Here is a 23208-nt window from a genome sequence, read left to right on the forward strand (position 1 = left end):
GTGGTGCCCGGAGGCGGAATCGAACCACCGACACGAGGATTTTCAATCCTCTGCTCTACCGACTGAGCTATCCGGGCAACGGAGCGCTATTAAACGGATTTTCCCGCGTTGCGTCAACCACTTTTTTTAAATAATTTCAAAAAAGTGGTTGTTCGAACGCTTTTTATTCAACTGTCACTACAAAGTTTGCTTCGAGTTAAATTCCTTTTTGAAATTTGTAACTTTTTCTAGGTAGCGACGCGCTTCTGCGTTCGGGTGTTTCTTGGTTAACGCCCAATAAACTTGGTTGGGTTGCAATGAATTAAGATCTTGCATTGCGCGTTTGCGATCACTGCGATGAAATGTGTTTAAAACTCCTCCAGTACCGCCATTGTAAGCTGAAATCATGCTGTACTCGAGAGAGGTAGGGTGGCGGACTTCTCTTAAATAACTATTTTTTAAGATATAGAAATACGCAGTACCGGTATCTATGTTGTTTTCTGGATTAAACAAATATTCAGGGCTTGGTTGGCCCGAGCGCTTTTTCACGAGTTTGAACACATCTCGTCCCGCTGTTTTAGGTACAACTTGCATTAGGCCATACGCATTTGCCCAACTTACCGCGTATGGGTTGAAACTGCTCTCGGTTTTAATAATGGCGTATATCAAGTCTTCTGGAATGTCGTATTTCTTGGAAGCTCGACGCACGATATCGGCGTATTGGTAGCTGCGAGTTGAAAAGTGGTCTTCAACCATGGGAATTTCGACGTAATACGCTTTCTTGAAATCTACATTTTTGGTTTTTATTTTATTTGCGATGAGGTATTCCGCAAATCGGTTTGCCCGCCAAGACCATTGAATTGGCTTATTGTCTTGGTCGACAACTTGTTTATACAGGAATGGTTGCCCCTCTAACGTGATACCTTTAGAGGAGAATAAGTCGACGTGCGCGGGATCGTCTGGTGTTAATAAGGTGGTGACAATCGCGTCTTTTAGGTGTTTTTGGGGCTCGGTCGGTGATACGGTCTCTATCGTGATCACGCCTTTGCGAAAGTCGACCTCGGCGCGGCTAAGGTAGTTATCGATGTACTTAACGTAATTACTCTTGCCAGCGTACTTGATTTCTTTTTTACCCCAGCGCTTTTGAATATTGCCTGAAAAGCTATTGATTAAGGCATCTAGCGCCGCAGTATCTTTTTCAAATTGTCCTGGTAGCTCAGCTAAGTTATTGGCAAAACGGTTTGTTGGCTCGTAGTTGACGTCATAAATCTTTTCGACGAATTCACGGCTACAGCCTGCCATTAAAAGTGCGGCAGCGATAAAGACAATTTTTTTCATAAGTATCAGAGTTATTGAAGGTAATAGAAAAATGACACCACAAATGGTTGTGATGTCATTGTTTAACTCAAGCGACTTTATTCGCTCGGCGGTGTGTAACCTTCGATATGAACGTCTTTTCCTTCAAAGAGGAAATTTACCATTTCTGTTTCGATCAGTTTGCGGTGTTCTGGATCCATCATGTTGAGTTTCTTCTCGTTGATCAACATGGTTTGTTTGTGTTGCCACTGAGCCCACGCTTCTTTCGAGATGTTGTCGAAAATGCGTTTACCTAGTTCACCAGGGTAAAGTTGAAAGTCTAGACCTTCGCCTTCTTTCTTTAGTCGAGCACAAAATACAGTGCGGCTCATAATGACTCCTTGTATTCAATTAACGAAGTTCGTGGGGTAGCGTTTCCAGCAATAGTTTTACTGGCGCGGCTAAACCGACTTCTTCAGGTTTAGATAAGTTATACCAAAGACCTTTGTTGCCTTCCATTATCACGTCCGGTTGCTTTGATAAATCAATCAAAATTGGCGTGATATCTAGGTGGTAATGGCTGAATGTATGACGAAAGGTCATCAGTGTTTGCTTCTGTTTGATATTGCTGGCTTGAATGCCGCGTTGATCCAGTAGCAATTCAATGTCGCTTTCTGCATCCACATGTTCGGTTTGTGGGAAGCAGAATAAGCCACCCCAAATGCCTGTTTGTGGTCTTTGCTCCAACCACACCTCATGACCATTTTCGGTGTTGTGGTGAAGCATCACGAAACGAGTTTGCTTGATTGGTTTATCTTTCTTCGGTTTTTTGCCCGGGTAGTCGAGCACATTACCTTGTTGTTTTGCCACACACAGGTCAGCAACAGGGCAGAGGCTACATTTGGGTTTGCTGCGAGTGCAGACCATTGCGCCCATGTCCATCATTGCCTGGTTATACTTATCTACATCCGTTTGTGGGGTATGCGTTTCGGCAATTTCCCACAGCTGGTTTTCAACCTTTTTTTGTCCTGGCCATCCTGCAACTGCGAAACAGCGGGATAGGGTGCGCTTCACGTTACCATCAAGAATCGCGTGTGGTTGTTTATACACAGACGATAAAATGGCGGCAGCAGTAGAGCGACCAATCCCCGGTAGGGCGTTCATTTTCTCTATATCAAGAGGAAACTCACCATTGTATGTAGAGGCGACCTCTTGTGCTGCTTTGTGAAGGTTACGGGCTCGGGCGTAATACCCTAAGCCAGTCCAAAGGTGTAGGACTTCATCTTGCTCAGCATTGGCAAGATCGATTACGGTTGGAAAGCGCTCCAAGAAACGTTGGTAATACGGAATAACCGTAGTGACCTGAGTTTGCTGAAGCATAATTTCAGACAACCAGACACTGTATGCGGTCTTATTTTGTTGCCACGGAAGATCTTTTCTTCCATATGCGTCATACCATTCTAGGATGGCACTGGCGAAAGGTGTCACGACTTGCTCTGTATTCTATTATTGGTTAGGTGCAAAATTGCACCACATAATGGGCAAGAAGTACAACGGATAAACAGTAGGGATATAAAGAGGTGTTTCGTTGCTTTTGGGTTGCCATAGACCAAGAGCTCAACAAATACTTGCACCTAAGTAAATTCTTTGGATAATCCCCGCTTTGATTAATCAATGTGCAGGCAAAATCAATGAGTGAAGTAACCACTAACGAATACAACGAAGACGGAAAGCTGATCCGCAAAATCCGCAGCTTTGTACGCCGTGAAGGGCGTTTGACTAAAGGTCAAGAGAGCGCGATGAATGAATGCTGGCCTACGATGGGTATTGACTTCAAAGCTGAACTTCTCGATTGGAAAGAGGTGTTTGGCAACGATAACCCAGTAGTGCTTGAGATCGGTTTTGGTATGGGTGCTTCATTGGTTGAAATGGCAAAGAACGCGCCAGAGAAAAACTTCATCGGTATCGAAGTTCATAGCCCAGGCGTTGGTGCTTGTCTTGCCGATGCTCGCGAAGCGGGAATTACTAACCTGCGTGTAATGTGTCACGATGCGGTAGAAGTATTCGAACACATGATCCCAAATGGCAGCTTATCGACACTGCAATTGTTCTTCCCAGACCCTTGGCATAAGAAGCGTCACCACAAGCGTCGTATTGTTCAATTAGGTTTTGCGGAAATGGTGCGTGAGAAGCTTATCCCTAATGAAGGTATTTTCCACATGGCGACCGACTGGGAAAACTACGCAGAGCACATGATTGAAGTGATGAACCAAGCGCCAGGTTTCGAAAACATTGCCAAAGATGGTGATTTCGTTCCTCGTCCAGACGATCGCCCGCTAACGAAGTTTGAAGCTCGTGGTCACCGTCTTGGTCACGGTGTTTGGGATATCAAATATAAGCGTATTGCGTAACCAGAGGAGTTCATGGGATGTACCATTACGCGATATTAGCGAATCCGGGTCATAACCGAATTTACTTTGATAGCGCAATGACCATTGCCTGTTCTGAGCTAAAAGCAATTTTAGCTTCACAAGGCGTGGATGTGACAGAAATTGGTAGTAAAGACGTTGGCTTACCTGCTGCGTTGGTGTTTTCTTGTCAGGAAGCGCTAACCGATGAGCAGGCGCGAAGAATCGCAGCCTCTTCGATTTACTATGCGCTATTTGAAGTGCGCGAAGATGGTTTACTTCGACCAGTTCAAGCGCCCGTATTTAACACTTTCCCGGAAAGTATGAGCCAGATTTTGCGCTACACCGGGAAAACAAACGAGCAGTTTACCCGTTTGATGGTGAATATCGGCATTAGTGCGTCCAATACGGGAAGTGAACAACTGACCTTAATGGATCCAATGTGTGGTAAAGGTACAACCTTATTTGAAGGCTTGATCCACGGTTTGAACGTGGTAGGGGTTGAGATCAACGCCAAGTGGGTGCAAGAGATCCAGACCTTTATTGTTAAGTTCATGAAGAATGGCCGCTTTAAGCACAAAGTGAGCAAAGAAAAGCGCACTGCGGGTGGCAAGAAAGTGGCGGATGGTTTCGTGGTTGAAGCTGCAGCAAATAAAGAAGATTACAACCAAGGCCATCTTCAGTTTATGAAGCTATATTCGGCTGATACTCGTATCGCTGATCAAGTCGTGAAAAAGAACTCAGTTGATGTGATGGTGTCTGACTTGCCTTATGGCGTGCAGCACGGCAGCAAAAATGCCAAGGACAGCAAACTGAACCGCAGTCCACTAGAGCTTTTAAAAGAGGCTCTGCCTGCATGGAAAGTGGTATTGAAAAAACAAGGTTCAGTGGTGTTGTCTTTCAATGAATTTACATTGAAATGGAAAGATGTCGCGGCATTATTTGAAGAGCAAGGTTGGAAGGTACTTTCAGAAGAGCCTTACATCGGTTATCTTCACCGTGTTGATCAATCTATCAACCGCAATATTATTGTGGCAGTAAAACCATAATCGACTTGAGTCGAACGAACCCTATGGAAAAGCCAACGACACGTTGGCTTTTTTTACCTCTGAGCTCAACGAGTTCTCTTGTAAATAGAAGGTAGAGAATGAAACCGACAGTGGAAATTTTGACAGATATTTTGGCGGAAGTACGCCCTTTAATCGGCCAAGGTAAAGTGGCTGATTACATTCCTGCTCTGGCAAAAGTACCCAGCAACAAGTTAGGTATTGCGGTATACACCAACGAAGGTGAGGTTATTAAGGCGGGTGATGCCGATGAACCTTTCTCTATCCAATCTATTTCAAAAGCATTGAGCTTGACGTTAGCGATGTGCTTGTACAAGCAAGAAGAAATTTGGTCTCGAGTGGGAAAAGAGCCTTCGGGGCAGGCATTTAATTCGCTAATCCAGCTAGAAATGGAGCAAGGTATTCCTCGTAATCCATTTATAAATGCTGGAGCGATAGTAGTGGCGGATTTGTTACAAACTCGCTTATCTGCGCCTCGTCAGCGCCTGTTGGAGTTTGTGCGTCAGCTTTCTGGTGATACCCATATTGTGTATGACAAAGTCGTTGCGGCATCCGAAATGATGCATGGTGATCGTAATGCGGCGATTGCATATCTCATGCGTTCGTTTGGCAACTTCGAAAATGAAGTGATTCCAGTACTACAAAATTACTTCCACGCTTGTGCGCTGAAGATGAGTTGCGTCGATTTGGCTAAAACGTTTAGCTATTTAGCAAACAAGGGCACATCGGTACAAACGGGTAAGCCTGTAGTTTCTCCTGTGCAAACCAAACAACTTAATGCACTGTTAGCAACGTGTGGCTTGTATGATGGCGCGGGCGAGTTTGCTTATCGCGTTGGAATGCCTGGTAAGTCTGGTGTTGGTGGTGGCATTATCGCGGTAGTACCTGGTGAAATGACCATTTCAGTATGGTCTCCAGAGCTTGATCCTTCAGGTAACTCGCTTGCTGGTACTAAGGCGCTTGAGCTGCTCTCAGAGCGAATTGGCCGTTCAATTTTCTAAGGTTGGAAATGTGTCAACCTTATTTAGGACGGCACACAGTTTCTAAATAAAAAGCCTCTCAATTGAGAGGCTTTTTTTGTTTTGGGGTTGCGTTACTCTTCGCTTTCTTCGGCCATAAAGGCTTCGAGCAAATCATTAAGGAAGAGCTTCCCTTTTTCAGTAATTTGCCAGTGGGTAGGCGTTTCACTCAGGTAGCCCATTTCTATCGCCCAGTTGATGGTTTCTTGAATCGTACTAAGCGGTAAGCCCGTGGTGTCCACGTAATCTTGCTTCGGACAGGCTTCAATTAAGCGGAATCGGTTCATAAAGAACTCGAATGGACGATCTTCATCCGCGACGACATGTTCCGTATGCAGATAAGGTTTGACCATATTTTGATAAGCCGCTAAATAGCCTCGCGGGTGTTTTACCTTTGTCGTTCGAATAATACGTCCGTCGGTAAAACTGAGTTTGCCATGAGAGCCACAACCGATACCAAGGTAATCACCAAAGCGCCAGTAGTTGAGGTTGTGCTGACACTGATAGCCCGGCTTACTGTAACCGGAGATTTCATATTGCACATAACCCGCGGCTGCAAGTTTTTGGTGTCCGAGCTCGAAAATATCCCACAAGTCATCATCGTCAGGTAGCGTTGGTGGCTTGTAGTAGAACATGGTGTTTGGTTCGATGGTCAGCTGATACCAAGACAAGTGCGGCGGTGCCAACTCAATCGCTTTGTCCAAATCTGCCAAGGCTTGTTCGATGCTTTGATCAGGTAAGCCGTGCATGAGATCGAGGTTAAAGCTGTTCAAACCGATTTGGTGCGCCAGATGAGCAGCGTTGACGGCTTCGTCTTGGCCGTGAATACGCCCCAAACGCTCAAGCTTTTGTTGCTCAAAGCTTTGCACGCCGATAGAGATACGCGTTACCCCGGCTTTACGGTAGCCAACAAAACGCTCTGCTTCGATGGTGCCTGGGTTCGCTTCCATGGTTATTTCGATTTCAGGCTTGAACGGAATACGCGCTTCAATGCCCTTAAGTAGACGCTCGATGCCTTCTGCCGAAATCAAACTCGGCGTACCACCACCAATGAAGATTGAATGCAGTGGACGTGGCGCTTCGTTAAGTCGGTATTTCTCAATGTCGGTATCCAAATCTTCTAAAAGGGCACTGATGTACTCTTCTTCTGGAATCTCGGTTTTGAGCGCGTGAGAGTTAAAGTCGCAATACGGGCACTTTTGCACACACCAAGGGATGTGTACATACAAGCTGAGTGCTGGGGGCGTTAACATGGTCTAATTCGCTCGTGATTACTGAGACACTTGCTCAGACAGTTGAGCAAACAACGACTTGAGCGCTTTACCGCGGTGAGACAGTTGTTTCTTACGTGCAGGTTCAAGTTCGGCTGACGCACAGTTGTCTTCAGGAACAAAGAAGATTGGGTCGTAGCCAAAGCCATTTTCACCGTGTGCTTCAGTTAGAATTCGGCCTTCCCATTTACCGTGACAGACGATAGGCGTTGGGTCGTTCTCGTGACGCATGAGGACTAATACGCAGTGGAAACGTGCTGTACGCTCTGCTTCTGGTACGCCTTCCATTGCCGCTAGCAATTTTTCTAGATTCTCTTGATCAGATGCGCTCTCGCCTGCGTAACGTGCAGAGTAAATGCCCGGAGCGCCTTTTAAGAAATCGACTTCTAATCCAGAGTCGTCTGCAATGGCAGGAAGCCCTGTTTCTTGTGCGGCATGGCGAGCTTTAATGATTGCGTTTTCAATGAAAGTTGTACCCGTTTCAGCTACTTCCGATACATTGAATTCACTTTGCGCTAATACTTCAAAGCCGAAGTCAGACAATAAATCTGCCATTTCACGAACTTTGCCTTGGTTACCAGTTGCTAGCACAATTTTTTTCATGGGAATCTCTTTTAATAGTGATAGAGGAGAACAAATCGTTCTCCTCTAGATATTCTTTAACTAATAAGTGGTTTTTAGCCTGCTTAGATCCAAAAGCTTTTGGAACATCACAACCCAATTACTCTTCAACATAAAACTTCTGGGTGAATTTAAGCTTACCTGAGCCTTTGTTTCCAGCTTTTACGTCAATATCGAAAGTAAAAGTTTCTTCGTGGGTAATTGGCAGTTCGGCTAAATAGTATATCGCATTGCCTTCTTTGACTTCACGAAAGGTCAAGGTCTGAGTTTGGCCGATAAGGTTCTTCGCGCGTCCAGCAATTTTTGCTTCTAATGCTGGCTTACCCAATGAAGCTCTATCTAACACGCTAATATTAACCACAGCGAGGTATCCATTACGTTTGATATCGTAGCTACGTGCGACTTTGGGTGTTAGGAATGTTGAGTTAAACGCTACATAGTGTACTTCGATATCTTTCATATTTTTAAACTGATCGGCGAAGCTTGGTAACGACAACAGGCTAATCAGTAATGCGGTAATCCATTTGCTCATTGTTACTTCCTCAAAGCACTTGTTATAAAACAACCATAGCTGCAATTTTACCTTGGTCAGGGGGTAAAAAATGCGTACTCAGTCGTTGGTATTAGTAAGTGTGGTACAAAATCGTAAATAAAAAGCCATCATAAGATGGCTTTAATTTCTGTCGGTATCTGGGTAGGCGATTCTATCCGAATTTGTTTGTGCCGTCCTAATTCACCTTTTTCTATGTTAACCAAGCCCTTAGCGATTTTAAACTGCTTGGCTAAGAACTTAGTTAGGTGTGCATTAGCTTTGCCATCGACAGGTGGAGCAGTAATGGCGATTTTTAGCTCTTCACCATGCAAGCCAACGATTTTATCGCGGCTAGCTTTAGGTTGAATATAGAGCTTCAGGATGATGTCCTCACCATCTTGCCAAACTGCAGCTGACATTATAGCTGGAACCAAATTGGACCAATGATATCGCCCATTAAGAAGTTCGCGAACTGCAAGCCGATAAATAACACCAGTACGCTTAAATCAAGACCACCAATAGCCGGAAGAATACGACGGATTGGAGCGCACATTGGCTCGGTCAGTTGATGGAATACGTACTCGATAGGGCTGCGGCCTTGGCTTACCCAGCTCAAAATTGCACGGATCAATAGTACCCAGAACAATAGGCCACCTGCGGCTTTGATTAATGATAATAAGCCCAAGAATAAGAAGTCAGCGCTGAAAGAGACGGAACCGTTCGAAGCTATTAGGATAAGCACGACAAATTTAAGCACACACAACACGTAGGCAAACAACACGGTTGCTAGGTCAATATTCCCCACGGAAGGGATAACGCGGCGCAATGGACCAATGACCGGCTGAGTCGCTTTTACTATGAATTGCGAGAATGGGTTGTAGAAGTCTGCGCGCGCAGCTTGCAACCAAATTCGCAAAATTACGACCATGATGTACAGGTCAAATAGGGTTGAGATGAGAAAACTCATTGAATTCATAAGGTACCCTTAACAAGTGATGGATGATACTAAACGGAGTTCATCCAAATAATTAAAACAGTTTTTCCATTTCTTCCGCGCGAGCCACAGCAGCTTGCATGGCTTTAGCGACAATATCTGAAAGTTGATGTTCGTTGAATGTACGCAGTGCTTCTGCCGTTGTCCCACCTTTCGAAGTTACGTTCTCACGCAGGGTTGATAGCTCAGTTTCTGGGTTGCTAACCACCATACTGGCCGCGCCCAGTGCCGCTTGCTGAACCAATAGTCGAGCGGTCTCTTTATCAAAGCCTTGCGCAATCGCTTCTGCTTGCATCGCTTCCATAAACAGGAAGAAGTATGCTGGAGCACTGCCCGCTGCGGCAATCACATTATTGATGCCAGACTCTTGCTCAACCCAACATACTTTACCGACCGCTTCCATTAACTCTGCGGCAAAAGCTTTGTCGTGCTCGGTTACATGAGTTGGTGCGAACAACCCACTCATACCCAACCCAAGTTGTGATGGCGTATTTGGCATAACACGAACCAAGTTCAATTTGGTGGCTAGCATATCATCCAATCGTGAACAGTTGATGCCTGCGGCAATAGAAATCACCAGTTTATTAGTGAAATCGATCGATTGCAGTGGTTTACAGACATCCGCCATCATTTGCGGTTTTACAGACAATACCACCACATCCGCCTCGGTCGCAGCTTGGATGTTATCGCTGGTGGTACGGATGCCAAAATCTTGTTCTAGCAGAAGGCGACGAGCCTCTGAAGGAGCCGTCGCGGTAATGTTTTGCGCTGGGTATCCGTTAGCAACCAAGCCGGAAACAATGGCTCTCACCATGTTGCCAGCACCAATGAAGGCGATTTTCTTATGTTCCATTTGTCTGATTTCCATCATGATATTTAGAATTTATTGTGCGCTCAGGTGTATAATGGCGCCGCTGTTACTTACTGCTCCTATTGGCGAGTAAGATGATTGCGCATTTACGCTCTAACTTTTGGCGACGTAACTTATGTCGCGAGTGAGCGTTTTTTTGATTTAGCTGTAGTCTCGAGCGCCGAAAATAGCGGTTCCAATACGAACCATTGTACTACCAGCTTCGATTGCAGCGGTCATATCACCACTCATTCCCATTGATAATGTATCGATTTCTGGGAACTGTGCTTCGAGTGTTTGCTTCAACGTAGCCAACTTCTGAAATTCACGGAGTTGTGATTCGTAGTCAGACACGTTGGCAGGGATCGACATCAACCCTCTTAAAGTGAGGTTGGGTAGGCGAGAAATCAACTCTGCCAGCTCGAATACTTCCGCTTCAGTGACACCAGACTTAGATGCCTCACCACTGGTGTTAACCTGAAGCAGAACTTGTAGCGGTTTAAGTTCGCTTGGCCGCTGATCATTCAGGCGTTGAGCAATCTTGGTTCGATCGATGGTGTGAACCCAATCGAAATGTTCAGCAACAAGTCGCGATTTATTCGATTGAATCGGGCCAATGAAGTGCCATTCGATTCGATTATCTGGATAATGCTCGGCAAAGTGCTGAACTTTACTGACGCCCTCTTGAACGTAGTTTTCACCAAAGGCGGTTTGTCCCGCTTGGTAGGCTTCGAGAATTGCCTCGACAGGTTTAGTTTTGCTTACCGCTAGAAGTTGCACTGACTCTGGAGTTCGACCACATTTTTGCTCGTCATATCGAATTTGAGAGGTGATATGTTCAATATTTTGTTGAATACTACTCATAGCTGTACTTTAGACTTAAGGATTTTAAATGGATATCACTGAGTTACTGGATTTTAGTGTAAAACATAATGCCTCGGATCTACATCTTTCTGCAGGTGTCCCACCAATGGTTCGTATTGATGGGGATGTGAGAAAACTAGGCATTCCAGCGTTTACACACCAAGAAGTGCATCGTTTGGTTTTCGAAATCATGAACGATGCCCAACGCAGTGAGTTCGAAGAAAAACTCGAAGTCGATTTCTCTTTTGAGTTGCATAACGTTGGCCGTTTCCGTGTCAACGCTTTCAACCAATCTCGCGGTTGTGCGGCAGTATTCCGTACCATTCCAAGTAGCATTCCAACTCTGGAAGAGCTAGAAGCGCCAGAGATCTTCAAAAAAATTGCGAACGCTGAAAAAGGCTTAGTTCTGGTCACTGGCCCAACAGGTTCAGGTAAATCGACGACCTTAGCAGCCATTGTTGACTACATTAACCGTAATCACAACAAGCACGTACTCACAATTGAAGATCCGATTGAATTTGTTCACAACAACAATAAATGTTTGATCAACCAGCGTGAAGTTCACCGTGACACCCATAGTTTCCAAAATGCTTTGCGTAGTGCATTGCGCGAAGACCCGGATGTGATTCTAGTCGGTGAGATGCGTGACAAAGAAACCATCAGTCTAGCGCTGACAGCGGCTGAAACCGGTCACCTTGTTTTCGGGACGTTGCACACCAGCTCGGCGGCAAAAACCATTGACCGTATTATCGATGTGTTTCCTGGTAGTGATAAAGATATGGTTCGCTCGATGCTATCTGAGTCCCTTCGTTCGGTTATCGCGCAAAAGCTTCTGAAGCGTAACGGTGGTGGCCGTATTGCATGCCATGAAATTATGATGGCAACGCCTGCGATTCGTAACTTGATCCGCGAAGACAAAGTCGCGCAGATGTATTCGATCATTCAAACAGGTGCGGCTCACGGCATGCAAACCATGGAGCAAAATGCTCGTCAGTTAATGGCGCAAGGCATGGTTGCTCGTGAAGAGGTCGATAGTAAGATCGGATTAGAAGTGCAGCAATTCTCGTAACGTTCATACAGATAATGGTGAATACGGAAGATGGATCTAGATAAATTTCTCGAAGGCATGTTGGCGCTGAAAGCGTCGGATCTTTACATCACGGTTGGAGCGCCAATTCTATTTCGTGTGGATGGCGAATTGCGTCCGCAAGGGGAAAAACTCACCGAGAGTGATGTGGCTGCATTACTCGACAGCGCTATGGAACCAGATCGGCGTCAGGAATTTCGTAAAAGTCGCGAGTCGAATTTTGCCATTGTGAGAGATTGTGGTCGCTTCCGTGTGAGTGCCTTTTTTCAACGCGAGTTACCAGGCGCAGTGATTCGTCGTATTGAAACTAATATTCCTACTTTTGAGCAGTTAAAGTTACCGTTAGTGTTGCAAGATTTGGCGATAGCTAAGCGTGGTTTGGTGCTGGTGGTCGGTGCTACTGGATCGGGTAAATCGACCACCATGGCGGCGATGACAGGCTATCGAAACAGCAATAAAACCGGGCACATTTTGACGGTCGAAGATCCGATCGAGTTCGTGCATGAACACAAGCGCTGTATCGTGACTCAACGTGAAGTTGGGTTAGATACGGAAAGCTATGAAGTTGCGCTTAAAAACTCGCTGCGCCAAGCACCAGATATGATTTTGATTGGTGAGATCCGTAGCCGTGAAACAATGGAATACGCGATGACCTTCGCCGAAACGGGTCACCTGTGTATGGCAACGTTGCACGCCAACAATGCAAACCAAGCTTTAGAGCGCATTCTTCACTTGGTACCGAAAGATCAAAAAGAACAATTCTTGTTCGATTTGTCGATGAACCTAAAAGGCGTGGTTGGTCAGCAGCTGATCCGAGATAAAAATGGGCAGGGACGTCATGGTGTATTTGAGATCTTGCTAAATAGTCCACGTGTGTCGGATTTGATTCGTCGCGGAGATTTACATGAGTTGAAGTCAACCATGGCTCGCTCAAATGAGTTTGGTATGCTGACGTTCGATCAATCTCTTTATAAGTTAGTGATGCAAGGTAAGATCAGCGAAGAGGATGCACTACATAGTGCCGACTCAGCGAATGATCTGCGCCTGATGTTGAAAACGCAGCGTGGTGAAGCATTCTCTACGGGCAGTTTGGCAAACGTTAAGATCGATATGGATTAATCCAATCCAGAAACAAAAAAGGTTGGCAGAAGCCAACCTTTTTTCATTGTGCTTGAAGTGTTTACTCACCCCAAAGGGCTTCAAACCAGCTTTCTAGAATCACCACCGCTGACTGGCAGTCAACATTACCTTTCGATAGGGCTTTGTAGCCGCCCATGCTGAACAACTCCGCACGAGCTTCTGCAGTAGATAAACGCTCATCATGCAGCTCAACAGGCAATCCGTATCGGCCTTGCAGACGCTTAGCAAATTTTCGTGCACGAGGGGTTATGGTCTCAAGGTCTTTACCATGCAGATCGGTCGGTAAACCGACCACTAGCAAATCTGGTTGCCACTCTTTGATTTGCTTTTCGATATCGTCCCAGTTTGGAATACCGTCATTGGCTTTAAAGGCTTTTAATGGGGAAGCTGTACCAGTAATTTCTTGGCCAATAGCGCTACCAATGCTTTTGGTTCCAAAGTCAAAAGCCATAATTGTGCGTGACATAAGGTGTCTCTATCTAATGTAACTGTATATTTGGACTAAGCATGTCCAGAGTCTGCTGAAAGGTGACTTGGGTCGATACCCAGCTTTTCGACCGCTTTCTTCCAACGCTCGTTGATTGGTGTATTAAAGATAATTTCAGGCGTCGCTTCAATGGTGAGCCAAGAGTTTTCGACCAGCTCACTTTCTAATTGGCCTGCACTCCAACCGGAGTAGCCAAGTGCCACTAAGTAATCACTTGGTTCTGCTTCTGTTCCTAACACCGACAGAATATCACGCGAAGTGGTTACCGCGAGGTCATCGGTCATTTGGACGCTGGACTCGTAGTAATCTTTGGGTTTATGCAAAATAAAGCCACGATCTTCCGAGATTGGGCCGCCATTATAAACTGGTCTATCTAGACTGGCTTCAAATAGGCGCGGGTGTACTGGCTGAACTTCCACCTGCTTGAGCATGTTGCCGACGGTGATATCAACAGGAGCATTGATCATCAGCCCCATAGCGCCGTCTTCGTTGTGCTCACAAACGTAGATCACGCTGTTTTGAAAGTACGGATCTTTCATCCCAGGCATGGCAACCAAAAAGTGATTTGTGAGATTCATACTCATACTGACCCTTAACTCTCGTAAATGCCCTTAAGCAAACATCATACAATTTACATCTAGGTATGTGCATGAGTTTGCTTAAGTTAATGTACTACGCTCTCTATTAACTGTAATACAGTTTGAGTTATTCGCCTTTTACTCGACGCTCAATCGCATCCATCAGCTTGCCTGTGATTGAGATATCAAAAGCTGCTTCAATTTCGCGAATACAGGTTGGGCTGGTGACGTTGATTTCTGTTAGCTTGTCGCCAATTACGTCAAGGCCAACAAAGATAAGGCCTTTTTCTTTCAGTGTCGGAGCAACGGTTTGCGCAATTTTGAGGTCGGTTTCGCTTAGCGGACGAGCTTCACCAGTACCACCAGCGGCTAGGTTGCCGCGCGTTTCGCCTTTAGCAGGAATGCGTGCTAGACAGTAAGGCATAGGTTCGCCATCTACCACTAGGATACGTTTGTCACCGTTGCTGATGTCTGGCACGAAGGTTTGTGCCATTGCGTAGTTTTGACCGTGGTTAGTCAATGTCTCGATGATCACAGAGACGTTTGGATCGTTTTCTTTTACACGGAAGATGGACGCGCCACCCATACCATCAAGTGGTTTCAGGATGACATCACCATGTTTTTCACGAAATTCTTTAATTTTCTCTGCTTTTCGCGTCACGATCGTTGTAGGTGTCAGCTCTGGGAACCATGCTGTAAACAGCTTTTCGTTACAATCACGTAAGCTTTGAGGCTTGTTAACGATCAGTGCACCTTGTTCTTCTGCACGCTCAAGGATGTAAGTCGCGTAGATGTATTCAGTATCAAACGGAGGATCTTTACGCATTAGCACCGCGTCTAGCTCAGACAGTTCGATAGTTTGCTCTGATTTGAACTCGTACCAACCGTTTGGATCTTCTTTTAGTTCTACCACTTTAGTATCTGCAATGGCAACGCCTTGATCGAGATGCAGATCATTCATTTCCATGTAGTGGATTTCATAGCCGCGTCGTTGCGCTTCAAGCATCATGGCAAAGCTAGAGTCTTTTTTGATGTTAATGGACGAGATTGGGTCCATTACGATACCGAGTTTGATCATTATTTTTCTCCGTTTAACCAAGATCGCCGAAACGAACTTGTAAGGCTGTAATTGCTGTCAGAGCCGCTGTTTCGGTACGCAGAACGCGAGGGCCGAGTAGCGTTTCTTCAAATTGGTATTCTCGAGTCATCTCGATTTCTTCAGACGATAAACCGCCTTCAGGACCGATCAGTAGGCGCACTTTTTCAACCGGGGTTGGCAAAGTGTTGATTGAGTATTTAGCACGAGGGTGAAGGTTAAGCTTTAAACCATCGTACTCTTCTTTACACCACTCTTCCAAGCTCATAATTGGACGAATTTCGGGCACGACATTACGCCCACATTGCTCACAGGCACTGATGGCGATTTTCTGCCATTGCGCGAGTTTTTTCTCAAAACGCTTTTGGTCAAGCTTGACACCACAACGTTCAGAAATCAGAGGAGTGATGGTATTGACGCCAAGTTCAACAGACTTTTGGATGGTGAACTCCATCTTATCGCCACGTGAAATGACTTGACCAAGGTGCAGATCTAAAGGGGATTCAATACTGTTTTCTACGCGCTCGGTGATGTTAACCAAAACTGATTTCTTGCTGACTTCACTGATAACCGCTGGGAACTCTGCGCCACTGCCGTCAAAAAGGAGAACGTCTTGGCCTTCTTTCATGCGCAAAACACGACCGATATGGCCTGCTGCGTCGTCACTTAAAGCAAGTGAGCCAAGTTGATGAATGGTTTCTGGATGATAAATTCGAGGGGTACGCATGAGATTTCCAGCAAGAGAATAAACTTAAACCCTAACATGGATGCTTTGCACCGAAAAAACAAGGGGCAAGAAGCGTTTCAATATCAGTAATTGAAACGCTTCGAGGTCGGAGGTTACAGTGCGCGGCAGGCTTCTTGAACAAATGGGTTGTGATTGCCCTGTACTTTTGCAATGCGCTCGTCACGCTCACATTCCCATTTATCGGCAGGATAGGTTTTGTTCCAAGCACTCATTAATTGCGTTTGCTGCTTCGACAGTTTGAAACCGTACTCTTTGCTCATGTATAGATAGGTACGAGCAATTGAACCACGCGCACGGTCTGGTGGCATGACTTTACGCTGCTTAAAGTTCACTTGCATCTCACAGCGACCATAACTCACGCCATCCATACCGTTCCATTGGCTGAAGTTGTAGTTCGAACGGTCACCGTTTACTTCACCAATAGCAGGAGTTAGGTTGTGCAAGTCTGCTTCCATCAAACGAAAAGTTTTGTCTTTTTTCTTACAGTTTTTACGTCCGCCATCTTGCCAGCATTGACGCTGGTGGCCAAATTGCCACGCAGGAACAATGTGCTCCCATTCGATTCGTGCAGCCCGTTTTTCTTGTTTACGGACTTGGTAACCGCAAGAGGCTAAATCGGGTAAGCCTTTCTTGCCTTGCCATTGAATGTTACAGCCACAGTAGAAGCTTGTTGGGTGGTCTTGATAAATTTTGACCGCCTCACGTTTGGCTGCAGAGAATGAGCTCGGTGGCGCGGCAATCGCAGTGCTAGAAAGCGCGATAAGCAACAGAGAGAGTAAGTATTTCATGATAAAAGTCTTTATAAAGTATGACTTTATTCATGATAACACGCATAAAATAGCTTTAGTGATGAGTAAGTTAACAATAAGTGGCGAAGGGAAGGTTTTGATCAACTCGATCTTTATTTTGGGAACGCAAGTAACACTATGAGGTAAGGGCTACGATAATTGAATGCCGGTGAAGTTAAGTGGTTGGCGGCATTTTTGACAAGAGTACGTCGCCTCTTTGCGCAGCACTTTATTATGACGGCGAATCGATAGAGGGTAGGCCATACAACCACAACGATACTCAAAGGTTTTACCTTGAACGGATTTTACTTCAAAGCTGTGAGTGGTTTTGGCTGGTACGTTAAATACGGCTTCCATGACGCCTTTCCATTCTTTACCGTGAGGCCTAACTCGCCCGTAAACCTGATAAGTAATCAGGTGTGCTACTTCATGAGGAATGACTTCATCTAAGAATGCTTGGGTGTTTTCGCGAAATAAAACAGGGTTTAGGCGTACTTGATTTAATTGAAGGTAGGCTTTTCCTGCCGCTTTCCCACGGACGTCGAAGGTGATTGTTGGAATCGGGAAAGAACGTTTGAAAGCTTGTTCCGCCATCGCGATACAGCCCGCCATCACTTGCTTGGCTTTATAGCTGAGTTCTATATCCACAATTCACCTCGATAAATCAAATAAAAAAGCCCCCGCATTTGCGAGGGCCAGATCATAGCATCAGTTAATTATGGTGTGTGTTTTTTCTTGATGGTGGCATGGTAAGCGTGCCATGTACCGTAGCCTAGAATTGGCATGGTAAACAACATTCCGATCCCGTAGGTCGCAAAGCCGATAAGAATACCGCCACAGATGATCGCTGCCCAAACAATCATTGCTGGAATGTTGGATTTCACTGCATTAAAGCTGGTAAATACAGCGGTCATCATGTCTACGCGACGCTCCATCATGAGCGGAATAGAAAAGGCTGAAATGCTAAACACCACACAAGCCAAAACAAAGCCAACTAAAGAGCCGATGACAAGGAAGGGTAGGAACTCACTTAAAGGTGCCCCTTGAACAGAAGGGTAGAGCGCATGAAGTAGAGCGGCAATGCGCATCCAAAATATCATACACACTGCGAGTAACACGGCGAACGCCCATTGAGATGTTGAGTTACGACCGATCGCTTTCATTGAATGGAACAAGCTTGCTTTGTGTCCGCGCTCTCTCTCCCAACTGGCATCATACAAGCCCAGCGCGAGAAACGGACCGATTAACATGTAAACAATCAAACTGGGCATGACGACCAAGTGTGTGCCTTGCCACTGTACGAGCAAAACAATGCCTATCGCAGCTGCCATAAAACAGATGCCATAGAAAGCACTAATAAGTGGCATTCGCACGAAATCATGCAGACCTAATGCTAGCCAATGAAAAGGTGCAGAAAGATTGACCGTATTGCACGGTATGGTTCTGGCGTATTCGTTGTCTGGCACTTCCTTTCGCTTGTTGTGGAAGTCCGATGGATTAACAGTTCGAGGCATAACTCCTCCTTGATTTATTCCCACATTATCCGCTTATACCAACTGACAGCGGTTTTTGTTCAGTCAAACTTGAAGCGACTTTTTCAAGTTTACATCTGAGCATTGGCTTAGTTTGGTATCGGCCATAAAGATGCCTGACTCATGTCTTTACTTAAGTGTTGCTTCCACAGTCGCCAGCATCCGACGTCTCTATTTAAATTGGAATTAACAATATTTTAACTATTGGCGGAGATGGGATAATTTACAAATAATTGCTTAAAATTTATTCGGTATAAAAATGAGGGAGAAACAGGACTGCTTTGTGGCGCAGGGCGGTATGAGTCGAAATGACTAGATAAAAGTTGCTGAAAATAAAAAGCCCCCACCATAGGCGAGGGCTTGATTGATTCTTGCTTGGCTTGATTATTTGATGCCAGCGAAATCGCGTAGAAGTGCAGCTTTGTCTGTTGCTTCCCACGGGAATTCTTCACGACCGAAGTGACCGTAAGCCGCTGTCTTCTTGTAGATAGGTTGAAGAAGGTTAAGCATTTCTTGTAGACCGTATGGACGTAGGTCGAAGAATTGACGAACCGCTTCAATGATGATGTCGTGAGATACTTTCTCAGTACCGAACGTTTCCACCATGATAGACGTTGGATCAGCAACACCGATTGCGTAAGAAAGTTGGATCTCACAACGGTCAGCCATGCCTGCCGCTACGATGTTTTTCGCTACGTAGCGTGCTGCGTATGCTGCACTACGGTCAACTTTTGATGGATCTTTACCAGAAAACGCACCGCCACCGTGACGAGCTGCGCCGCCGTAGGTATCTACGATGATCTTACGACCAGTTAGACCACAGTCACCCATAGGACCACCGATTACGAAGCGACCGGTTGGGTTAATGAAGAAGTTTGTTTCTTTGTTGATCCACTCAGAAGGTAGCACTGGCTTAATGATCTCTTCCATTACCGCTTCACGCAGGTCTGACGTTGAGATTGAGTCACAGTGTTGAGTTGAAAGAACAACCGCGTCGATACCAACGATGTTACCTTGATCGTATTGGAATGTTACCTGAGATTTTGCATCAGGACGCAACCAAGGTAGTGTGCCGTTTTTACGAACTTCTGCTTGCTTTTGAACAAGACGGTGAGAGTAAGTAATTGGCGCTGGCATTAGTACTTCAGTTTCGTTACAAGCGTAACCAAACATGATGCCTTGGTCGCCTGCACCTTGTTCTTTAGGGTCAGCTTTATCAACACCTTGGTTGATATCTGGCGACTGTTTACCGATTGTGTTTAGTACCGCACAAGAATCTGCGTCAAAGCCCATATCTGAATGTACGTAGCCGATTTCACGAACGGTTTCACGAGTTAACTCTTCGATGTCTACCCATGCTGAAGTCGTGATTTCACCACCCACCATTACCATACCGGTTTTAACGTAAGTCTCACATGCAACACGAGCCTTTGGATCTTGCTCTAGAATCGCGTCAAGAACCGCATCAGAAATCTGGTCTGCAATTTTATCTGGATGACCTTCTGATACTGACTCAGAAGTAAACAGGTGCTTAGCCATGTTAGCTCCACTATATCTGGTTTAAAACTGGGGAATGATAAACTCTCCAGCGCAAATTAATACTAATTTTTGTAGGTGTATCTACATCTAGACGTCTATTCTAAATTTGATTGCTCGAATTACAAGCTCTTTTTTGGTTTTTGTTATAACCAAACGTTTGCCTGATTTATTGATAATTTTAAGAACTTCGAACGATTTGGCGCGAAAGGTGCAATATTTGTGAGGTTTTGGACTGGAAAACGTTTGCACACCCAACAGGGCTTTGAGAGAATTATGACCTACTTTTCGTTTCGCTTAATGTACTCAGGAGCAGACATGTCGTCTCGTAAACATCTTGCCAATGCAATTCGTGCTCTAAGCATGGATGGTGTTCAACAAGCTAACTCAGGCCACCCAGGCGCACCAATGGGTATGGCTGATATCGCTGAAGTTCTTTGGCGCTCTCACCTAAACCATAACCCTTCAAACCCAGAGTGGGCCGACCGCGATCGCTTTGTGCTGTCAAACGGTCATGGGTCAATGCTTATTTACTCTCTACTGCACTTAAGCGGTTACGAGCTATCTATTGACGATCTGAAAAACTTCCGTCAATTGCACTCAAAAACCCCAGGTCACCCAGAGTACGGCTACGCGCCTGGTATCGAGACAACAACGGGTCCTCTAGGTCAAGGCATCACTAACGCTGTTGGTATGGCGATCGCAGAGAAAGCACTAGCGGCACAGTTCAACAAAGAAGGTCACGATATCGTTGACCACTTTACGTATGTGTTCATGGGTGACGGCTGTCTAATGGAAGGCATCTCGCATGAAGCATGCTCTCTTGCTGGGACGTTAGGTCTAGGCAAACTGATCGCGTTTTGGGATGACAACGGCATTTCTATCGACGGTCACGTTGAAGGCTGGTTCTCTGACGATACACCTAAGCGTTTTGAAGCGTACGGCTGGCATGTAATCCCAGCAGTCGATGGTCACGACTCAGACGCGATCAACGCAGCAATTGAAGCAGCAAAAGCGGACCCACGTCCTACGCTTATCTGTACCAAAACAATTATCGGTTTCGGTTCTCCTAACAAGTCTGGTTCGCACGACTGTCACGGTGCACCATTAGGTCACGATGAGATCCAAGCGGCTCGTGAATACCTAGGTTGGGAGTACGGCCCATTTGAGATCCCGGCAGATGTTTACGCTGAGTGGGATGCAAAAGAAGCGGGCGCCGCGAAAGAAGCAGCTTGGAATGAAAAATTCGAGGCATACGCTGCAGCTTACCCTGCTGAAGCGGCAGAGCTTAAACGACGTCTAAACGGCGAACTTCCTGCACAGTGGGAAGAAAAAGCGAACCAAATCATTGCCGATCTTCAAGCAAACCCAGCGAACATTGCATCACGTAAAGCGTCGCAAAATGCACTAGAAGCGTTTGGTCAAATGCTTCCTGAGTTTATGGGTGGTTCTGCTGACCTAGCGCCTTCTAACCTGACCATGTGGTCTGGTTCTAAGTCTCTAGAAATGGAGGACTTCTCTGGCAACTACATCCACTACGGTGTGCGTGAATTCGGTATGACCGCTATCATCAACGGTATCGCATTGCACGGTGGTTTCGTTCCTTACGGCGCAACATTCCTAATGTTCATGGAATACGCTCGTAACGCAATGCGTATGGCTGCGCTGATGAAAATTCAGAACATCCAAGTTTACACGCATGATTCGATCGGTCTTGGCGAAGATGGCCCAACTCACCAACCTGTTGAGCAAATGGCGTCTCTACGTGTAACTCCAAACATGAGCACATGGCGCCCATGTGACCAAGTTGAGTCTGCAGTTGCATGGAAACTAGCGATTGAACGTAAAGATGCACCAACTGCACTTATCTTCTCTCGTCAAAACCTAGCGCAACAAGAGCGTACTGCTGAACAAGTCGCAGACATCGCGAAAGGTGCTTACATCCTGAAAGATAGCGAAGGTAAGCCTGAGCTAATCCTTATCGCAACAGGTTCTGAGGTTGAGCTTGCAGTGAAAGCCGCTGAGCAACTAACTTCAGAAGGCAAGAAAGTACGCGTTGTTTCAATGCCATCAACAGATGCATTCGACAAACAAGACGCCGCTTACCGTGAAGCTGTACTGCCATCAGACGTAACGGCACGTATCGCTATTGAAGCGGGCATTGCTGATTTCTGGTACAAGTACGTTGGCTTCGACGGTCGCATCATCGGTATGACAACATTCGGTGAATCTGCACCTGCTGGTCAGCTATTCGAGATGTTTGGCTTCACGACTGAAAACGTAGTGAACACAGCAAAAGAATTGCTAGCGTAATTGCAGGACCGTCTAAACAGTCGAACGTAAACGACGATTGTTAAACGCTAAAGTTAGAAAGGCCATCATTATGATGGCCTTTTTATTTTTGTCAGGTTTTCCAACCTTGTGGAATGCTTTGGTGAATGCAGTCTAAAAGTACGGATAAGCGCAGTGGTGGTCGTCCTGCTGGTGTATAGCAGTTAATGGAAATAGGCTCAGAAAGCCAACCTTCTAAGCAAGGTGTGATTCGCCCTGGGTGATGTTTCTCATAGCCGCATGCTGTCCAAGTCGGCAGCAGTCCAATACCATGACCATTCGCGATACTGTCTATTTGCATTGCTATGTTGTCGCTGTATAACCGACTAACAAAGGGTTCTAAAAAGAACTCACCGTGTTGAGGGTGTGCTAGCATCAATCCATTTTCTTGCACTGAACCAAAATCGATCCATGGATGTGCTTCAAGTTCTTTGGGGTGCGGTATAGGCCCATGTTGTTTTAGATAATTTGGAGAGGCAAAAGGCGTATAGCGAAATACCCCCAGCACTTCTTTTCGCCAGTCTAGCTCTTTACGTTCACCGAGCCAGATGAACAAATCTGGGTCATGATGCGCCTCAGAAAAGTCACTGGTAAGTTGAACTCTAACATCGGGATTATCAGCAAGAAAACGATTGAGTACGCCGCCGAGCCAGCTTCTAACTAAGGCAGTGTGACAAACAATATGCAGTGGCCCTGAAACTTGGTTCGTTAAACCTTGCAGTGCATCATAACTCTCTTCGCTTAACTCAAGAATCTGGCGGCTGTAGTGGGCAAAGATCTCTCCAGCTCTTGTCAGAACTAATCGATTACCTTGTCTGGCGGTTAGAGCCTGACCGAAGTCTTCTTCTAATTGTGCCAAGCGACGACTTAGCGTTGATTTTGGCTGATTAAGGGCTTTAGCAGCGGCTGTCAAACTTTTATGCTGATTGAGCGCATCAAAGGCTCTAATTGATGCTAAGTCGTGCATATTTCTTTTACTCCTTA

The 23208-nt window shown here is 45.7% G+C and carries 25 protein-coding genes and 1 tRNA gene; 6 read left to right on the forward strand and 20 right to left on the reverse strand.

What is annotated here, in order from left to right; translation table 11 throughout:
• Position 1: 1 nt before the first annotated feature.
• From R8N46_RS21120 to mutY, 4 genes are all read right to left on the reverse strand, one after another.
• Positions 2-77 (reverse strand) — tRNA-Phe (locus tag R8N46_RS21120).
• Between the two features lie 100 nt (positions 78-177).
• A complete protein-coding gene (gene mltC, locus R8N46_RS21125; RefSeq protein ID WP_213972542.1) occupies positions 178-1317 on the reverse strand; it encodes a membrane-bound lytic murein transglycosylase MltC in 1140 nt (379 codons plus the stop codon).
• 77 nt (positions 1318-1394) lie between these two features.
• Positions 1395-1667, reverse strand: a complete 273-nt coding sequence (locus R8N46_RS21130) for an oxidative damage protection protein (RefSeq protein WP_005381002.1) — start codon at positions 1665-1667, stop codon at positions 1395-1397.
• A 19-nt stretch (positions 1668-1686) separates the two neighbouring features.
• Positions 1687-2763, reverse strand: coding sequence for an A/G-specific adenine glycosylase (mutY, locus tag R8N46_RS21135; protein WP_318098466.1), 1077 nt, complete (start codon positions 2761-2763; stop codon positions 1687-1689).
• A 203-nt stretch (positions 2764-2966) separates the two neighbouring features.
• Between mutY and trmB the strand changes: the two genes are divergently transcribed.
• The 3 genes from trmB to glsB all read left to right on the forward strand — a co-directional run bounded on the left by trmB (position 2967) and on the right by glsB (position 5751).
• Positions 2967-3686: a tRNA (guanosine(46)-N7)-methyltransferase TrmB gene (gene trmB, locus R8N46_RS21140; protein ID WP_005384506.1), complete on the forward strand. Its 720-nt coding sequence runs from the start codon at positions 2967-2969 to the stop codon at positions 3684-3686.
• Positions 3687-3703: 17 nt separating this feature from the next.
• Positions 3704-4732, forward strand: a complete 1029-nt coding sequence (locus tag R8N46_RS21145) for a TRM11 family SAM-dependent methyltransferase (protein ID WP_065274864.1) — start codon at positions 3704-3706, stop codon at positions 4730-4732.
• A gap of 98 nt (positions 4733-4830) precedes the next feature.
• On the forward strand, positions 4831-5751 hold the full coding sequence (gene glsB, locus R8N46_RS21150; protein WP_005381007.1) for a glutaminase B: 921 nt from the start codon (positions 4831-4833) through the stop codon (positions 5749-5751).
• 92 nt (positions 5752-5843) lie between these two features.
• Here the strand turns inward: glsB and hemW are convergent, their stop codons facing one another.
• The 7 genes from hemW to R8N46_RS21185 form a co-directional block, all read right to left on the reverse strand.
• Positions 5844-7022 (reverse strand): radical SAM family heme chaperone HemW, encoded by a 1179-nt coding sequence (gene hemW, locus R8N46_RS21155; RefSeq protein WP_065274863.1) that lies wholly within the window; start codon positions 7020-7022, stop codon positions 5844-5846.
• 18 nt (positions 7023-7040) lie between these two features.
• The gene (locus tag R8N46_RS21160) at positions 7041-7643 is read right to left on the reverse strand and encodes an XTP/dITP diphosphatase (protein ID WP_005381009.1); all 603 of its coding nucleotides are present in this window, start codon (positions 7641-7643) and stop codon (positions 7041-7043) included.
• 118 nt (positions 7644-7761) lie between these two features.
• A complete protein-coding gene (locus tag R8N46_RS21165; protein ID WP_005381010.1) occupies positions 7762-8193 on the reverse strand; it encodes a DUF4426 domain-containing protein in 432 nt (143 codons plus the stop codon).
• A gap of 128 nt (positions 8194-8321) precedes the next feature.
• Positions 8322-8612: a DUF167 family protein YggU gene (gene yggU, locus R8N46_RS21170; protein WP_065274862.1), complete on the reverse strand. Its 291-nt coding sequence runs from the start codon at positions 8610-8612 to the stop codon at positions 8322-8324.
• Positions 8612-9169 (reverse strand): YggT family protein, encoded by a 558-nt coding sequence (locus R8N46_RS21175; protein ID WP_005381012.1) that lies wholly within the window; start codon positions 9167-9169, stop codon positions 8612-8614. Before R8N46_RS21175 ends, yggU begins: the two co-directional genes overlap by 1 nt.
• A gap of 52 nt (positions 9170-9221) precedes the next feature.
• Positions 9222-10040: a pyrroline-5-carboxylate reductase gene (gene proC, locus R8N46_RS21180; RefSeq protein ID WP_005381013.1), complete on the reverse strand. Its 819-nt coding sequence runs from the start codon at positions 10038-10040 to the stop codon at positions 9222-9224.
• 159 nt (positions 10041-10199) lie between these two features.
• On the reverse strand, positions 10200-10901 hold the full coding sequence (locus R8N46_RS21185; protein ID WP_115386296.1) for a YggS family pyridoxal phosphate-dependent enzyme: 702 nt from the start codon (positions 10899-10901) through the stop codon (positions 10200-10202).
• Between the two features lie 28 nt (positions 10902-10929).
• Here R8N46_RS21185 and R8N46_RS21190 point away from each other — a divergent pair, with 28 nt between their 5' ends.
• Together R8N46_RS21190 and R8N46_RS21195 are read left to right on the forward strand one after the other, a co-directional pair.
• A complete protein-coding gene (locus tag R8N46_RS21190) occupies positions 10930-11970 on the forward strand; it encodes a type IV pilus twitching motility protein PilT (protein WP_005381015.1) in 1041 nt (346 codons plus the stop codon).
• Between the two features lie 30 nt (positions 11971-12000).
• Positions 12001-13107, forward strand: coding sequence for a PilT/PilU family type 4a pilus ATPase (locus R8N46_RS21195; protein ID WP_005381016.1), 1107 nt, complete (start codon positions 12001-12003; stop codon positions 13105-13107).
• A 61-nt stretch (positions 13108-13168) separates the two neighbouring features.
• Here the strand turns inward: R8N46_RS21195 and ruvX are convergent, their stop codons facing one another.
• The 8 genes from ruvX to metK form a co-directional block, all read right to left on the reverse strand.
• A complete protein-coding gene (ruvX, locus tag R8N46_RS21200) occupies positions 13169-13594 on the reverse strand; it encodes a Holliday junction resolvase RuvX (protein WP_005381017.1) in 426 nt (141 codons plus the stop codon).
• 35 nt (positions 13595-13629) lie between these two features.
• A complete protein-coding gene (locus R8N46_RS21205; RefSeq protein ID WP_005381020.1) occupies positions 13630-14193 on the reverse strand; it encodes a YqgE/AlgH family protein in 564 nt (187 codons plus the stop codon).
• A gap of 127 nt (positions 14194-14320) precedes the next feature.
• A complete protein-coding gene (gshB, locus tag R8N46_RS21210; protein ID WP_005381021.1) occupies positions 14321-15271 on the reverse strand; it encodes a glutathione synthase in 951 nt (316 codons plus the stop codon).
• Positions 15272-15284: 13 nt separating this feature from the next.
• Positions 15285-16016, reverse strand: a complete 732-nt coding sequence (gene rsmE, locus R8N46_RS21215) for a 16S rRNA (uracil(1498)-N(3))-methyltransferase (RefSeq protein ID WP_025768830.1) — start codon at positions 16014-16016, stop codon at positions 15285-15287.
• Between the two features lie 113 nt (positions 16017-16129).
• Positions 16130-16825 (reverse strand): deoxyribonuclease I, encoded by a 696-nt coding sequence (gene endA, locus R8N46_RS21220; protein ID WP_005384533.1) that lies wholly within the window; start codon positions 16823-16825, stop codon positions 16130-16132.
• Positions 16826-16975: 150 nt separating this feature from the next.
• The gene (locus tag R8N46_RS21225; RefSeq protein WP_115386294.1) at positions 16976-17473 is read right to left on the reverse strand and encodes a SprT family zinc-dependent metalloprotease; all 498 of its coding nucleotides are present in this window, start codon (positions 17471-17473) and stop codon (positions 16976-16978) included.
• Between the two features lie 68 nt (positions 17474-17541).
• Positions 17542-18339, reverse strand: a complete 798-nt coding sequence (locus R8N46_RS21230) for a DUF2189 domain-containing protein (protein WP_005381026.1) — start codon at positions 18337-18339, stop codon at positions 17542-17544.
• A 402-nt stretch (positions 18340-18741) separates the two neighbouring features.
• Positions 18742-19896, reverse strand: coding sequence for a methionine adenosyltransferase (gene metK / locus R8N46_RS21235; protein ID WP_005381027.1), 1155 nt, complete (start codon positions 19894-19896; stop codon positions 18742-18744).
• Positions 19897-20211: 315 nt separating this feature from the next.
• Here metK and tkt point away from each other — a divergent pair, with 315 nt between their 5' ends.
• Complete coding sequence (gene tkt / locus R8N46_RS21240) at positions 20212-22206, forward strand: transketolase (RefSeq protein WP_115386293.1); 1995 nt, start codon at positions 20212-20214, stop codon at positions 22204-22206.
• 91 nt (positions 22207-22297) lie between these two features.
• On the opposite strand, the gene R8N46_RS21245 is transcribed toward tkt, so the two are convergent.
• Positions 22298-23191 carry a LysR family transcriptional regulator gene (locus R8N46_RS21245; RefSeq protein ID WP_017633561.1) on the reverse strand — a complete coding sequence of 298 codons (894 nt, stop codon included), beginning with the start codon at positions 23189-23191 and terminating at the stop codon, positions 22298-22300.
• Positions 23192-23208: the final 17 nt, after the last annotated feature.

Source organism: Vibrio sp. 1874 (assembly GCF_033344395.1).
GTDB lineage: Bacteria > Pseudomonadota > Gammaproteobacteria > Enterobacterales > Vibrionaceae > Vibrio > Vibrio alginolyticus.